The organism is Bradyrhizobium sp. USDA 4504 (assembly GCF_054063995.1).
This window is the reverse complement of record NZ_JBSSGV010000001.1, coordinates 8,495,322-8,508,171: the sequence shown is the minus strand read 5'-3', so window position 1 is coordinate 8,508,171 and position 12,850 is coordinate 8,495,322. Positions and strand designations below refer to the sequence as shown.

Below are 12,850 nucleotides of genomic sequence, written 5' to 3'. Positions count from 1 at the left end.
ATCATGCGCTGGCTGAAATTCACCGCCGCAGGCAATACATCCTGGGGCCTCGTCGAGGGCGACACCGTCACCACCGTCAACGGCGATCCGTTCGGCGAATGGAGCAAGACGTCGAAGACGCATGCGTTGAAGGACGTCAAGATCGAGCTGCCGCTGATCCCGCGCACCTTCTACTGCGTCGGGCTGAATTATTTGAAGCACCTCAAAGAGGCCGCCGACAAGGCCGGCACCGTGCCGAACGTTCCCGATCGTCCCGAGATCGGCTACCGCGCGCAGAACGCGCTGATCGCCCATGACGAGAACGTCGTGATCCCCGCGAGCGCGACCGAGAAGATCCATTACGAGGGCGAGCTCGTCGTCGTGATCGGCAAGACCGCCAAGCACCTGACCGAGGCCAACGCGATGGACTGCGTGTTCGGCTACACCATCGGCAACGACGTCTCCGAACGCAGCTGGCAGAAGGCGGATCGCGGGCTGTGGCGTGCCAAGAACGCCGATACCTTCAAGCCGATGGGCCCGTGGATCGAGACCGATGTCGACCTCGACCGCATGGAGACCGCGATCCGCGTCAACGGCAAGGAAACCGGCCGCTTCCACACCAACGAGATGATCTTCGGCATCGTCCCGTTCCTCGTCGAACTGACCAAATATTTCACGCTGTCGCCCGGCGACGTGATCTGGATGGGCACCGACGGCGCCTCGCCGGACCTGAAGGACGGCGACGTGGTCGAGATCGACATCACCGGCATCGGCACGCTGCGGAACAGGTTCGTGAGGGAGAAGGTGTGAGGCGGCTTGCACCACTTTAGAGCCGTCATCCTGAGGTGCTCGCGAAGCGAGCCTCGAAGGATGCACGGCCGCCGCTCCATCCTTGCGTCGAGAGCCGGGCCGTCGTGCTTCGAGGCTCGCTGCGCTCGCACCTCAGCATGACGGTGATGGACCGGGTCGCTTCTCTCTCCATTTGTCGTCCCGGCTTTCGCCGGCACGACGGCGAGTTTGTGGCGCCGCTGGTGGATCACACACTCGCATTCTCGCGACGGCATTTGCCCGACGGGCCATCGTGACGTGATCACACAGCCGTTCGCATCGTGACAACACAGGGCAAAGCGCAATAAGGTCCGCGCGCACTCATCAGACAAGTCAGCCATGCCACTTTCACGCCGAACGTTGCTTCAGGGCTCCCTGCTATCGGCCGCAGGGATCGTTTGCGGGCCGTCGACCGCCCTTGCCGAGCAGCCCGCGGAGCTTCCGACGTCGGAGCAACGCAAGCAGATGGCTGACCTGGCCGCCGACTTCATGAAGGACTACGATGTACCGGGTCTTTCGATCGCGATCGCAATCAAGGGAAAGCCGGCTTATGTCGAGGCGTTCGGGGTTGCGGATCGGGAGACCGGCGAAGCATTGACCCCGCAACACCGCTTCCGGATCGCGAGCATATCGAAGCCTGTGACCTCGACCGGGATCTTCACCCTGATCGAGGCCGGCAAATTGCGGCTCGGCGACTATGTGTTCGGCGCAAGCTCCATTCTCGGCAAGGACTATCCGACGACACCCACGCTGCCAAGCTTGATGCCACCCGGCTCGTCTCGCTCCCATGTCGAGCAGATCACGGTCGAGCATCTCTTGACCCACACCACCGGGACCTGGGGAAACCAGTCTCGCGATCCGATGTTCATGAACCAGAACCTGAAGCATCGCGAACTGATCAGCTGGACGCTGGAGCATATGCCGCTCACCAGTCCGCCAGGCGAAGCCTATGCCTATTCGAACTTCGGCTATTGCATCCTCGGCCGCGTGATCGAAAAGCTGAGCGGCCAGAGCTACGAGCAATACATCAAGGACGCCGTCCTGAAGCGATGCGGCATCACCGACATGCAGATTGCCGGCAATACGCTGGGCGAGCGCGCAAGCAACGAAGTGAAATACTACAGCCAGACCGGCGATCCGTACCGGATGAACGTCGCCCGGATGGATTCGCACGGCGGCTGGATTGCGACGCCGGGCGATTTGACGACGCTGTTCGTCCATATCGACGGCTTCAAGGACACTGAGCAGCTGCTGACCGACCGACAGCCTCCGCGTCATGAGCACCCCCAGCGCCATCAACCCCCGCTACGCCAAGGGCCTGTTCGTCACCGCGAACAATAATTGGTGGCACAGCGGCCTGTTGGACGGAACGACGACGATCTCGGTGCGAACCAGCGGCGATTTCTGCTGGTCGGCGTTCACCAATACCAGGTCGCGGGAAGGCATGACCCGCGCCCTCGACCTGCTGGTCTGGCACATGGTCAAGACGGTGCCTGACTGGCATCCTCAGAAGCGCGCCTAGACCCTCCCGTCATTCCGAGATGACGTGAACGAGCAATGCAAATCCGGGCTCTCCTCACCGCGCGGCCCGCGGCCTGCTCTTCACGTGATCGATGAAGGCGCGCAGCTTCGGCATGATCTGGCGATGGCCGGGATAGTAGAGGAACACGCCCGGCGTCGTCGGCGCGAATGGCTCCAGCACGCGGACGAGCTTCTTCTCCTTGACGGCGCCTGATATCAGCGGTGCGGGGACTTGCGCGAGGCCCACGCCTTCGATGGCGGCGCCGACCAGCGTCGGAAAATCATGGCCGATGAAGGATCCCGACACGGCAAGCTCGATCGAACGGCCATTGTCGTTCAGCGACCACGGCGCGAGCCCTCCGTTCGACCGCCGGAGCCGCAGGCACGCGTGCGCGCGCAGATCGTCCGGACGCTTGGGGCGGCCGCGGCGCGCGAGATAGTCCGGGCTGCCGACGATGGCGAACGGGAACGGCTTGGTCAGGCGCACCGCGACCATGTCCGGATTGATGAACTGGCCCATCCGGATGCCCGCATCGAAGCCGCCGGCGGCGAGGTCGACCAATTCCTCGCTGGCGGCGAGCTCGACCTCGATCTCGGGATAGGCCTTGCAGAACGAGGCGATCAGCGGCTCGAGCAGGATCGGCACCACCGAGCGCGGCACGGTGAGACGCAACAGCCCGGCGGGCTTCTGCCCGAGCTCCCGCGCCGCCCCGCTCGCCGCGACCAGCTCCTCGAATGCCGGTCTTGCGCGCGCCAGAAACCGTTCGCCGGCGTCGGTCAGTCCGACGCTGCGGGTGGTGCGGATGAACAGCACCGCGCCGAGGCGCGCCTCGAGGGCGCGCACCGCCTGGCTGATCGCCGATGGCGTGACGCCGAGCTCGGCCGCCGCACGGCGAAAACTGCGGTGCTGGGCGACGGCAAGGAATGCCTCGACGCCGTCGAGCGCGCCCTGCCGGACTGTGAAGTTCTGCTTCATGGCCCGTGAACATTATCGCGAATAGTCGCTCGCGGAAAGCTGCCTTACATCGGAGCCACAAGCGGCAGCAACGCGACGCGCGCTGCTCACGCGACATCACGACATCCGTCGTGAACGGAGACATGCGACCGATGCAAGCAATCCGTCACACAATCCTGGCTCTCACCCTCACTCTGACAGGCGCCACCATCATGACCGCTCCCTCCCCTGCTCAAGCCCAAGTACAGGCACAAGCCGCCTCCACCATCACCACAGGCGTGATGGTCATCCTCACTGCGAAAGCCGGCGTCACCCGCGATCAGGTGATGGCCGTGATGCCGGACGAAATCCGGCAGACCGTGCAGCTCTATCTCAACGGCAAGATTCGCGAATGGTATTCGCGCTCCGACGGGCGCGGCGTGGTCTTGCTGCTCGACGCCAAGGATGTATCCGAGGCGCACGCGATCATGGAAGGGCTGCCGTTGTCCAAGCTCGATCTGATGGATCACGAGTACATCGGGGTCGGCCCGCTGCTGCCGCTCCGCCTGCTCGTCGCCAAGCCCTGAGCGTCAAGGTCCTGAACGCAAGCCAACCGAACCGATCGACAACAAGGAAATCCGCCGATGCCCCCGGGCTTCAATCTTCCATTCGTCCTCAGCGTCGCCGGCGGGTTTCTGACAAGTGCCGTCGTGGCCGTCACCTACGTCTGGCCGGCGATCCGCGCGATGCCACGTGACAACGCGCTCCGACTGCTCGCAGCGTTCCATGCGTTCAGGTTCCTGGGCATGAACTTCATGGTGGCCGGGTTCGTGTCGCCGCAGTTGAGCACGGATTTCGCAAGCGAGGTCGGATGGGGCGATCTCGTCGCCGCCGTTCTCGCGCTGCTTGCGATGGCGGCGCTGTCCTGGCGGTGGGCGATCGCGATTCCGATCGTCTGGGTCTTCAACATCTGGGGCACGCTGGACCTTCTCAACGCCTATTACAACGGCGTGAAGATCGGCGATCCCGGCCTGTTCGGCGCCGGCATCTATATTCCGGCGCTCTATGTGCCGCTGCTGCTGGTCAGCCATGTCATGGTGTTCATGATTCTGTTGAAGACCAAGTCGACAGAACAGGCAGCATGACCCGTATCTTCGTAGGATGGGTAGAGCGTAGCGAAACCCATCAAGTCGAACCCGCGGCACCAGGATGGGTTTCGCTTCGCTCTACCCATCCTACCGACTGGTTCGACCGTCATCCCCGCGCAAAGGCTTCGCCTTTGTCGCTGGAGGTGCGAGCCTTGCGGCGCACTTGCGCCGCTGGGCGAGCCTCGAAGGATGCACGGCCGGGCTGGAAGGCCGTTCGCCCTTCGAGACGGCCGCTACGCGGCCTCCTCAGGGTGACGGGACAAAATTGAGCGCGCGGCCCCATCATCGTCGTCACCTCAAAACGGCAACGCCACGCCGGTCTTGATCTCCTTCAGGATCACGTTGGTGCGGACGTGGCGGATACCGGGAATGCGGAACATGAACTCGTCGAGGAATTTGTTGTAGGCGTCCATGTCGCGCACCACGACGCGCAGATGATAGTCGGCGTCGCCGGTGGTCGCGAAGCATTCCAGCACTTCGCGGCGCTTCATCACCCGCGCGACGAACTCGTCGACGAATTTGACGTCGTGGCGCTCGAGCGAAACGTGCAGGATCGCCGAGGTCGCAAAGCCTGCGCGCTCGCGCGCGACCAGCGCCGAATAGCCCGAGATGACACCGGACTCTTCCAGCGCACGAACCCGGCGCCAGCACGCCGAGGTCGACATCCCGACGGTTTCCGCAAGCTGCTGGTTGGTGGCGCGGCCGTCCTTCTGCAGTTCGGCGAGGATTTTCTCGTCCTGCTCTTCGACCATTGCGAGGCCCTCGATTTGGTAGATCCTACCGAACTACATCGTTCTCAGCAATATCCTGCCGATTTTTCCGCGACAAATGAATGGATAGGTAAGACCTACCACGCCCACAGGCATAGCCTTGTCGGATCAGACATCGCGAATCCCGGAGAGGTCAGTCATGGGCCAGATGCCGTTGCTCGACGCCTATCAGCTGTCCGAGCGCTACAGCCGCGACCGCGGCCGCGTCTTCCTCACCGGCACGCAAGCGATCGTCCGCATCGTGCTCGACCAGGCGCGGCGCGACCGCGCTGCCGGCCTCAACACCGCGGGCTTCATCTCCGGCTATCGCGGCTCGCCGCTCGGCGGCGTCGATCTCGAACTGTGGAAGATCGGCGAGCAGCTCAAGGACAGCCGCATCGAATTCCTGCCCGCGGTGAATGAGGACCTCGCGGCGACCGCCGTACTCGGCTCGCAGCAGGTCGAGACGCAAAGAGATCGCGAGGTCGATGGCGTGTTCGCCCTTTGGTACGGCAAGGGCCCCGGCGTCGACCGTTCCGGCGATGCGCTGAAGCACGGCAATGCCTATGGCTCCTCGCCGCGTGGCGGCGTGCTCGTCGTCGCGGGCGACGACCATGGCTGCGTGTCGTCCTCGATGCCTCATCAGTCCGACGTCGCCTTCATGAGCTGGTTCATGCCGACGCTGCATCCGGCCGATATCGGCGAATATCTCGCATTCGGCGAGTATGGGTACGCGCTGAGCCGGTTCTCCGGCATGTGGGTCGGCTTCAAGGCGATCTCGGAGATCGTGGAGTCCGGCGCCTCGGTCGAGCTGCGGCCGCCGCGCCGTTTCGTGCAACCGGATTTCGTGCCGCCGCCCGGCGGCCTGCATTATCGCTGGCCGGATCTGCCGGGCCCGCAGATCGAGGAACGGCTGGAGGCGAAGAAGCACGCGGTCTACGCCTTCGCGAAAGCCAATCCGATCGATCGCCACATCTACGACATCAAGGATGCGAGCTACGGCATCGTCACCACGGGCAAGGCGCATCTCGATCTGATGGAGGCGCTGCGGCTGGTCGGGCTGGATGAAGCCGCGTGCCGCCGCTTCGGCATCGACATCTACAAGATCGGCATGGTGTGGCCGCTGGCGCTGCACGATGCGATGGAGTTCGTGAAAGGCAAGCGCGAGATCCTCGTGGTCGAGGAGAAGCGCGGCATCATCGAGAGCCAGTTCAAGGAGTATTTCTACGACTATCCCGGCGCCAAGCCGGACCGGATGGTCGGCAAACATGACGAGAGCGGCGCGCGGCTGATCTCCTGGACCGGCGAATTGTCGCCGCGCATGCTCGCCGACGTGCTGGCGCGCCGGCTCGACCCGATGTTTCCGGAATTGCAACTCGCTCGCCGCGTTGCCGCGCTGGTGCCCGAACAGGACCGCATGATCGCGGTGCCGGGCGCGACCCGTACGCCGTATTTCTGCTCGGGCTGCCCGCATAACACCTCGACGAAAGTGCCCGAGGGCTCCAAGGCGCTGGCCGGCATCGGCTGCCATTTCATGGCAAGCTGGATGGACCGCGAGACCTCGTCGCTGATCCAGATGGGCGGCGAAGGCGTCAACTGGGCGGCGTCATCGAAATTCACCGGCAACAGCCACGTCTTCCAGAATCTCGGCGAAGGCACCTACTATCACTCCGGCTCGATGGCGATCCGGCAGGCGATCTCTGCGAAAGCCAACATCACCTACAAGATCCTGTTCAATGACGCGGTGGCGATGACCGGCGGCCAGCCGGTCGACGGCCCGGTCAGCGTGCAGGCGATCGCGCACTCTGTCCGCGCCGAGGGCGTCGCGCGGATCGCGCTGGTGTCGGACGATCCCGCGCATTTCTCGCCGGTGGATCTGCCCGCCGGCGTCACCATCCATCCGCGCGAGGCGATGGATGCCGTGCAGCGCGAGCTGCGCGCAATTCCCGGCGTCACCGTGCTGATCTATCAGCAGACCTGCGCCACCGAGAAGCGGCGGCGGCGCAAGCGCGGCACGATCGGGGATCCCGCGCGCTTCGCCTACATCAACGACCTCGTCTGCGAGGGCTGTGGCGACTGCTCGGTGGAATCCAACTGCCTCAGCGTCGAGCCGAAGGAAACGCCGTTCGGCCGCAGGCGCCGGATCAACCTCTCAACCTGCAACAAGGACTTTTCCTGTCTCAACGGCTTCTGCCCGAGCTTCGTCACCATCGAGGGCGGCAAGCGGCGGGCGAAGAGCGCGAGCGCGATCGATCCGCTGGCGCGCGCAGCCGCGCTGCCGGTACCGGAGCTTGCGGGACTGGAGCGGCCCTATGATCTCCTTGTCACCGGCGTCGGCGGCACCGGCGTCATCACGGTCGGCGCATTGATCGCGATGGCCGCGCATCTCGAGGGCCGCGGCGTCTCGGTGCTCGACTTCACCGGTTTTGCGCAGAAGTTCGGCCCCGTGCTGAGCTACCTGCGGCTGGCGGTTACGCCCGACGCGCTGCATCAGGTGCGGATCGACCAGGGCGCGGCTGACGCGCTGATCGGTTGCGACCTCGTGGTGAGCTCGTCGGCAAAAGCATCCGGCACCTATCGCAAGGGAATGCGCGCCGCGGTCAATATCGCCGAGATGCCGACCGGCGACGTGGTGCGCTTTCGCGATGCCGACCTCGCCTCGCCGGTTCGCTTGCGCGCGATCGAGCGAGTGATCGGGTCGGGCAACCTCACCATGATCGACGCCAACGCGCTGGCCGAGCGGCTGCTCGGCGACAGCGTCTTTGCCAACATCATGATGCTCGGCTTCGCCTGGCAGCAGGGCCTGGTGCCGGTCTCGCTGGAGGCGCTGACGCGCGCGATCGAATTGAACGGCGTCGCCATCGAGCGCAACAGGCAGGCGCTGGCCTGGGGCCGGATCGCCTTCGCCGATCCGGAGTTCTTGCCGAAGGCCGACGGTGCTGCGGCCGATGTCCCGGAGACGCTGGAGCAGGTGATCGCGAGGCGCGCCGATTTCCTCAGGGCGTATCAGGACGAGGCCTATGCCGCGCGCTATCGGGCGACAATCTACCGCGTGCGTCGCGCCGAAGTGGCGCTCAGCAGCGAGACCTTGACCGACGCCGTGGCCCGGTCGCTGTTCAAGCTGATGGCTTACAAGGACGAATACGAAGTGGCGCGGCTGCATATGCAGAGCGGCTTCCTCGACGAGCTCAGCCAGGAATTCGACGGCGACTTCACGGTGCAATATCACCTTGCGCCGCCGTTCCTGCCAGCGCGGCGCGATGCACGGGGACGGCCGAGGAAGCGCGCGTTCGGACAGTGGATCCAGACGCCGCTGCGGTTGCTCGCGAGCCTGAAAGGGCTGCGCGGCACACCCTTCGACCTGTTCGGCTACGCCGCGGAGCGCCGCACCGAGCGCGAGCTGATTACCTGGTATGAGGCGCTGATCGAGACCATGCTCGGCAAGCTCGACAAGGCACGGCTGCCCGATCTCGTCGCGCTGGCAAAGGCGCCGATGGAGATCCGCGGCTATGGGTCGGTGAAAGACGCCGCGATCGAAAAGACCAGGGCGGAGGTTGCGCGGCTCACCGCGCGACTTGCCTCCGCCCCGTCAGACCAAGGCGACGGCTCAGGCCGCCGCGCGGCGCTTGGCGGGTGATATCAGGCCGACCACGACAGTCGCGAGCACCGCCACGACGATGTTGAGCAGCAACGCGCCGAGGCCGACATAGAAGCTGTAGCTGGCATCGCCGAGCGAGATGCTGGCGAGCGGCTTCAGCCCGTTGCTCCACGCCGTATACGTGCCCCAGCCGATGCCGACCGCCCAGCCGAGCAGCAGCCCTTCGGCGCGGAACCAGACGGTGAACAGCCCGAACACCAGCGCCGGCAGCGTCTGCACGATCCAGAGGCCGCCAAGCAGTTGCAGGTCGAGCGCATATTGCGTCGGCAGGAACAAGATGAAGGCGAGCGCACCGACCTTGACCACCAGCGATGTGATCTTCGCCACCGACGCCTCACCGGCGTGCGAGATGTCCGGGTTGACGTAGGACTTCCAGACATTGCGCGTGAACAGGTTGGCGGCGCCGATGCTCATCACCGCCGCCGGCACCAGCGCGCCGATCGCGATCGCCGAGAACGCAAAGCCCGCGAACCATTCCGGGAACAGCGTCTTGAACAGCATCGGCACCACGTCGTTCGGCGAAGTCACCTTGATGCCGGCGGCATAGGCCATGTAGCCGAGCAGCGCGATCAGGCCGAGCAAGAGCGTATAGGCCGGCAGCAGGATCGCATTCTTGCGGATGGTATCCGCCGACTTCGAGGCGAAGATGCCGGTCAGCGTGTGCGGGTACATGAAGGCGGCGAGCGCCGAGCCCAGCGCCAGCGTCGCATAGGGCAGATACTGTCCGGGCTTCAACGTCAGGCCGGTGGCGCCGCCCTTCGCCGTGAAGGCGTCGTTGGCGGCCGAGAACACCGCGCCGTAGCCGCCGAGCTTCGCGGGCACCACGACCACGGCGGCCAGCACCACGATGTAGATCATGATGTCCTTGACGAAGGCGATCAGCGCCGGCGCGCGCAGGCCGGAGCTATAGGTATAGAGCGCGAGGATCACGAAGGCGGCGATGATCGGCAGTTCGCCGGATAGCCCCATCGCCTTGATCACGACCTCCATGCCGATCAGCTGCAACGCGATGTAGGGCATGGTCGCGACCAGGCCGGTCAGCGCCACCGCGAGCTCGAGCGCGCGCGAGCCATAGGCGCCGTGGACGACATCGGCGGCGGTGACGTAGCCGTTCGCATGCGCCTTCTTCCACAGCACCGGCATGACAGCGAACACGAAGGGATAGACGATGATGGTGTAGGGCAGCGCGAAGAAGCCGTAGGCACCGACCGCGTAGACCAGCGCCGGCACCGCGATCACGGTGTAGGCGGTGTAGAAATCGCCGCCGACCAGGAACCAGGTGATCCAGGTGCCGAACTGGCGACCGCCGAGGCCCCATTCGTCGAGATGCTCGCTGACCGGGCCGGATTTCCAGCGCGCCGCGAAGAAGCCCATCACGGTGACGAGCGCGAAAAAGAAGATGAAGACGGAGAGCGCCACCCAGGCGATGTGATCGGTCATGGCTGTCCCCTCACCGCGGCTCGTCGGTATCGGGCCGGCGGCTGCGATAGACCAGCCAGATCAAGAGCGAGGAGATCGGCACCCAGGCGAGCTGGTACCAGTAGAAGAAGGGAAAGCCGAACAGCGACGGCTCGACGAAATTATAGAACGGCACGCACAGCAAGCCGATGAACGGCAGCAGCAACAAAATCCACATGGCCTACTCTTTGACGCAAGACACAGCTCAAGGCGGGAGGTTCCGCTGATCATGGCAACGATCCAGGAACCGGTCCGTTGCGTCTAGAATCACGGTTACGGCAATGCGACGCAAAAAGATGTGATCGTCACCTGGCGCATGCCGCCTATTCGGCCTTGATGCCGGCGTCCTTTATCACCTTGCGCCAGCGCGCCTCCTCGCCGGCAAAGTAGCGGTCGAGCTCGGCCGGAGGAGAGGCCACCATCACGAGGCCCTCATTGACGCTGAGCTTCTTGAAGGCCTCCGCCTGCACGGCCTTGGCCGCCGATCTGTTGAGGCGGTCGATGATGTCGGTCGGCGTATTCGCCGGCACGTAGAGGCCGTACCAGGATTCGGCGACATAGCCGGAGGCGCCGGCTTCCGAGACCGTCGGCAATTGCGGGAACGCAGGCGAGCGTTCGGCCGACGTCACTCCGATCGCGCGCAGCTGCCCGGCCTCGACCAGCGAGGCGCAGCTTGCCACCGTGGTGAACATTACCTGGATCTGGCCACCCAAGAGGTCGGTGATGGCAGGCGCCGCGCCCTTGTAGGGAACGGTCGTGAGATTGACCCCGGCCATGTGCTTGAACAGTTCGCCGGCGAGATGCGCCGAGGTGCCGGTGCCATAGGTGCCGTAGGACAGCTTTTCCGGATCGGCCTTCGCGGCCGCGATCAGATCGGCAATCGACTTGATCGGCGAAGCGGGATTGACCACAACGACGTTGAAGGAGCGCGCCACCAGCGCCACGGGCGCAAAATCCTTGTGCGCATCATAAGGCAGCTTGCTGTAGAGGCTCGGATTGACCGCGTTGGCGAAGGTCGCCATCAGCAGCGTGTAGCCGTCGGATGGGCTCGCCGCGACGCTCTGCGTGCCGATGATGGTGCCCGCCCCCGGCTTGTTCTCGATGATGACGGTGACGCCGAGATCCTTCTGCATCTCCTGCGCCAGCGTCCGCGCCACGACATCGGTGCCGCCGCCCGGCGCGAACGGCACCACGATCTTGACGATGTGGTCGGGATAGGCGGCGCGCGCCGGCAGTTGCAGCAGCAGGTTTGCTGCGAGCGCGAACAGGAGTGATGCGAGGAGACGAAACGGCATGACGGACCCCGGCAGGTGAGGCGATCTTCATACACGCAACGGCTATGCAACGGCTGCCGGGTGGTCATGACGCGGAAGGAACGTCGTACTATTAGTCCCGTCATCCCCGCGCAAAGGCTTCGCCTTTGTCGCTGGAGGTGCGAGCGGAGCGAGCCTCGAAGGATGAACGGCCAGCAGCCGGGCCGTGCATCCTTCGAGACGCCGCTGCGCGGCTCCTCCAGCGACAAAGGCGAAGCCTTTGCGCGGGGATGACGGTGGATAAAGGGCGCACGCGTGCCATCATCGCAAGCGCCCGCGCCGCTCACGAATACGGATTGATCAGCTTCTGCTGCTCGGTGGCGTGATGGACCAGCAGGTCGATGAAGGTGCGGACCTTCGCCGAGAGATGATGGCGATGCGGATAGACAGCATTCATGGTGAGCTCGACCGGCCGGTATTCGGGCAGCAGGCGGACCAGTTGTCCCGACTCCAGCTCGTCGCGAACCAGGAAGCCGGCCGCGAGGAAGACGCCGACGCCGGCCAGCGCCGCGAGCTTCAGGGTTTCGCCGCTGTTGGAGATCAGATTTCCGGAGACGCGCACTGCGGCCGGCGTGCCCTTGCGGTCGGCGAAGCGCCACTCGTCGCCATAGGGATAGTTGGCGTGGCGCATGCAGTTGCGCGCGGAGAGGTCGGCCAGCAGCGTTGGCTTGCCGTGCTGTTCGATATAGCCGTGCGAGCAGCACAGCACGTGGCGCCAGGTCGCGATGGTGCGCACGATCAGGCTGGAGTCCGGCGGCGGCACCATGCGCACGGCGAGATCGTAGTTCTCGTCGATCAGATCGGCATTGCGCTCGCCGATCGTGAGATCGACCTTGACCTCGGGATAGGTGGCGAGGAACTCGGCCACCGCGGGCGACAGGAACTGGACGAGATGGGTGTTGGTGAAGATGCGCAGGGTGCCGCGCGGCACCGATTGCTGGGCGCCCGCGATGTCGTCGGCCTGCTCGATGTCGGCGAGGATCTGGACGCAGCGGTCGTAATAGGCCTGGCCGACCTCGGTGAGGCTGACCTTGCGCGTGGTGCGGTTGAGCAGCCGGGCGCCGAGCCGGTCCTCCAGCGACTGCACGTGGTTGCTCACCATGGTGGTGGACATGTTGAGCTTGCGGCCGGCCGCGGAAAAGCCGCCGGTGTCCACGACCCGGACGAAGGCGGTCAGGCTGGTCAGGCGATCCATGCGGCAAGGTCCGGATTATCAGCGCTGGGTTGATAATGCTTCCAGTTTTATCGGGATTATCACAGCG

At 64.7% G+C, this 12,850-nt stretch carries 12 protein-coding genes; 6 read left to right on the top strand and 6 right to left on the bottom strand.

Features of this window, described 5'->3' with window-relative positions:
* Positions 1–3: 3 nt before the first annotated feature.
* The 3 genes from ACVMB1_RS39970 to ACVMB1_RS39960 all read left to right on the top strand — a co-directional run bounded on the left by ACVMB1_RS39970 (position 4) and on the right by ACVMB1_RS39960 (position 2,329).
* Complete coding sequence (locus ACVMB1_RS39970; RefSeq protein ID WP_076827590.1) at positions 4–789, top strand: fumarylacetoacetate hydrolase family protein; 786 nt, start codon at positions 4–6, stop codon at positions 787–789.
* 483 nt (positions 790–1,272) lie between these two features.
* Complete coding sequence (locus ACVMB1_RS39965) at positions 1,273–2,148, top strand: serine hydrolase domain-containing protein (protein ID WP_244558803.1); 876 nt, start codon at positions 1,273–1,275, stop codon at positions 2,146–2,148.
* Positions 2,084–2,329 carry a hypothetical protein gene (locus tag ACVMB1_RS39960; protein WP_244558804.1) on the top strand — a complete coding sequence of 82 codons (246 nt, stop codon included), beginning with the start codon at positions 2,084–2,086 and terminating at the stop codon, positions 2,327–2,329. Before ACVMB1_RS39965 ends, ACVMB1_RS39960 begins: the two co-directional genes overlap by 65 nt.
* A 54-nt stretch (positions 2,330–2,383) precedes the next feature.
* On the opposite strand, the gene ACVMB1_RS39955 is transcribed toward ACVMB1_RS39960, so the two are convergent.
* Entirely contained in the window at positions 2,384–3,304 is a 921-nt protein-coding gene (locus ACVMB1_RS39955; protein ID WP_076827592.1) for a LysR family transcriptional regulator, read from the bottom strand.
* A gap of 131 nt (positions 3,305–3,435) precedes the next feature.
* Here ACVMB1_RS39955 and ACVMB1_RS39950 point away from each other — a divergent pair, with 131 nt between their 5' ends.
* Together ACVMB1_RS39950 and ACVMB1_RS39945 are read left to right on the top strand one after the other, a co-directional pair.
* Positions 3,436–3,849, top strand: a complete 414-nt coding sequence (locus tag ACVMB1_RS39950; protein WP_244558805.1) for a hypothetical protein — start codon at positions 3,436–3,438, stop codon at positions 3,847–3,849.
* A gap of 57 nt (positions 3,850–3,906) precedes the next feature.
* Positions 3,907–4,407 carry a hypothetical protein gene (locus ACVMB1_RS39945; protein ID WP_076827596.1) on the top strand — a complete coding sequence of 167 codons (501 nt, stop codon included), beginning with the start codon at positions 3,907–3,909 and terminating at the stop codon, positions 4,405–4,407.
* A gap of 299 nt (positions 4,408–4,706) precedes the next feature.
* On the opposite strand, the gene ACVMB1_RS39940 is transcribed toward ACVMB1_RS39945, so the two are convergent.
* On the bottom strand, positions 4,707–5,162 hold the full coding sequence (locus ACVMB1_RS39940) for an Lrp/AsnC family transcriptional regulator (protein ID WP_057015467.1): 456 nt from the start codon (positions 5,160–5,162) through the stop codon (positions 4,707–4,709).
* A gap of 157 nt (positions 5,163–5,319) precedes the next feature.
* Here ACVMB1_RS39940 and ACVMB1_RS39935 point away from each other — a divergent pair, with 157 nt between their 5' ends.
* Positions 5,320–8,796, top strand: coding sequence for an indolepyruvate ferredoxin oxidoreductase family protein (locus ACVMB1_RS39935; RefSeq protein ID WP_141339599.1), 3,477 nt, complete (start codon positions 5,320–5,322; stop codon positions 8,794–8,796).
* Here the strand turns inward: ACVMB1_RS39935 and mctP are convergent.
* From mctP to ACVMB1_RS39915, 4 genes are all read right to left on the bottom strand, one after another.
* Positions 8,767–10,257 (bottom strand): monocarboxylate uptake permease MctP, encoded by a 1,491-nt coding sequence (gene mctP / locus ACVMB1_RS39930; protein ID WP_076827599.1) that lies wholly within the window; start codon positions 10,255–10,257, stop codon positions 8,767–8,769. The genes ACVMB1_RS39935 and mctP overlap by 30 nt on opposite strands.
* 10 nt (positions 10,258–10,267) lie before the next feature.
* A complete protein-coding gene (locus ACVMB1_RS39925) occupies positions 10,268–10,453 on the bottom strand; it encodes a DUF3311 domain-containing protein (RefSeq protein ID WP_076827601.1) in 186 nt (61 codons plus the stop codon).
* Positions 10,454–10,598: 145 nt separating this feature from the next.
* Complete coding sequence (locus tag ACVMB1_RS39920) at positions 10,599–11,570, bottom strand: tripartite tricarboxylate transporter substrate binding protein (protein ID WP_076827603.1); 972 nt, start codon at positions 11,568–11,570, stop codon at positions 10,599–10,601.
* Positions 11,571–11,871: 301 nt separating this feature from the next.
* Entirely contained in the window at positions 11,872–12,783 is a 912-nt protein-coding gene (locus ACVMB1_RS39915; protein ID WP_057015472.1) for a LysR family transcriptional regulator, read from the bottom strand.
* Between the last annotated feature and the right edge of the window lie 67 nt (positions 12,784–12,850).

What these genes read in the sequence shown, in the direction of transcription:
- ACVMB1_RS39970 (WP_076827590.1), top strand. Translation starts at nt 4, where the DNA reads ATGCGCTGGCTGAAATTCACCGCCGCAGGCAATACATCCTGGGGCCTC.
- ACVMB1_RS39965 (WP_244558803.1), top strand. Translation starts at nt 1,273, where the DNA reads ATGGCTGACCTGGCCGCCGACTTCATGAAGGACTACGATGTACCGGGT.
- ACVMB1_RS39960 (WP_244558804.1), top strand. Translation starts at nt 2,084, where the DNA reads ATGAGCACCCCCAGCGCCATCAACCCCCGCTACGCCAAGGGCCTGTTC.
- ACVMB1_RS39955 (WP_076827592.1), bottom strand. Translation starts at nt 3,304, where the DNA reads ATGAAGCAGAACTTCACAGTCCGGCAGGGCGCGCTCGACGGCGTCGAG.
- ACVMB1_RS39950 (WP_244558805.1), top strand. Translation starts at nt 3,436, where the DNA reads ATGCAAGCAATCCGTCACACAATCCTGGCTCTCACCCTCACTCTGACA.
- ACVMB1_RS39945 (WP_076827596.1), top strand. Translation starts at nt 3,907, where the DNA reads ATGCCCCCGGGCTTCAATCTTCCATTCGTCCTCAGCGTCGCCGGCGGG.
- ACVMB1_RS39940 (WP_057015467.1), bottom strand. Translation starts at nt 5,162, where the DNA reads ATGGTCGAAGAGCAGGACGAGAAAATCCTCGCCGAACTGCAGAAGGAC.
- ACVMB1_RS39935 (WP_141339599.1), top strand. Translation starts at nt 5,320, where the DNA reads ATGGGCCAGATGCCGTTGCTCGACGCCTATCAGCTGTCCGAGCGCTAC.
- mctP (WP_076827599.1), bottom strand. Translation starts at nt 10,257, where the DNA reads ATGACCGATCACATCGCCTGGGTGGCGCTCTCCGTCTTCATCTTCTTT.
- ACVMB1_RS39925 (WP_076827601.1), bottom strand. Translation starts at nt 10,453, where the DNA reads ATGTGGATTTTGTTGCTGCTGCCGTTCATCGGCTTGCTGTGCGTGCCG.
- ACVMB1_RS39920 (WP_076827603.1), bottom strand. Translation starts at nt 11,570, where the DNA reads ATGCCGTTTCGTCTCCTCGCATCACTCCTGTTCGCGCTCGCAGCAAAC.
- ACVMB1_RS39915 (WP_057015472.1), bottom strand. Translation starts at nt 12,783, where the DNA reads ATGGATCGCCTGACCAGCCTGACCGCCTTCGTCCGGGTCGTGGACACC.